This is a genomic window from Kitasatospora sp. NPDC056651 (genome assembly GCF_042792155.1).
In the GTDB taxonomy this organism is placed as follows: domain Bacteria; phylum Actinomycetota; class Actinomycetes; order Streptomycetales; family Streptomycetaceae; genus Kitasatospora.
The window spans coordinates 2,041-2,847 of record NZ_JBHTWX010000225.1 but is presented as its reverse complement, the minus strand read 5'-3'; the positions used below and the strand labels follow the sequence as shown (position 1 = coordinate 2,847).

At 68.6% G+C, this 807-nt stretch carries 1 protein-coding gene; it reads right to left on the bottom strand.

What is annotated here, in order from left to right:
* Positions 1-65: 65 nt before the first annotated feature.
* Positions 66-272 (bottom strand): hypothetical protein, encoded by a 207-nt coding sequence (locus ACFRAR_RS38515; protein WP_380705080.1) that lies wholly within the window; start codon positions 270-272, stop codon positions 66-68.
* Between the last annotated feature and the right edge of the window lie 535 nt (positions 273-807).

The window sequence follows — 807 nt, the reverse complement described above, 5'->3', positions numbered from 1 at the left end:
GGAGGCGGCCGGGCACCCGGACTGAGTCGGTGCTGGTCAGATGTGCTCGGTCGGAACTGTCGATGTCACTGCTGAGCTCCCGCTGAGGGGTCAGCGATCTGGGCTTCGAGGTCGGCGACGCGCCGGTCCTGGAAGCGGAGGTTGGATCGGGCGGCCTTGAGGCGTTCGTCGAGGGTGCGGTTGTCGGTGGTGAGTTGGCGGACGCGCTGTTTGAGCGAGGTGTTCTCGGTGGTGATCCGCTGGACGGCTTCCTGGGTCCATTCGGCTTCCAAGTCGCGTATCTGGCCGATGAGTTCACCGATACGGTTGCGCTGGGTGAGGATCTCGGCGTGGGCGGCCTTGAGGGCCTCCTCGGCGTTGAGAGCCCGTTCGCGCCAGGTCGCCTCAGCTCAGAGCCATCGGTTTGGGCAACGAGCTTGAGAGCCACCCTGGCTGAGGGTGCGACATGCCGCGTTTGGAGCAATGTCGTCGACTGCTCCGGTTGGCCGCGACAGGCCGTGGTCCTTGATCACGGTCATGTCAGGAGGCCGGGGTGGCTTTGCCACGTGAGGTGGTGTTCGAGAAGATCCGGCGGGCCCGTCGTCTGGACCCGATGGTCTCGGGCCGGCAGCTGGCTCTGCGTTTCAAAGTGAGCCGGAACACGGTGGCGGAGGCGCTGCACATCGTCGGCGTCGAGCCCCGTGACGGACAGTGGCGGGTGCAGTGGGGTCTCGCCATCCCGCTCGCGATGGTGGTGCCGTGGGGGGGGGGTGGGGGGGGGGCCCACGGCGTCACCACCCCCCCCGGGCCCCCCCGCCCGCCCCCCCC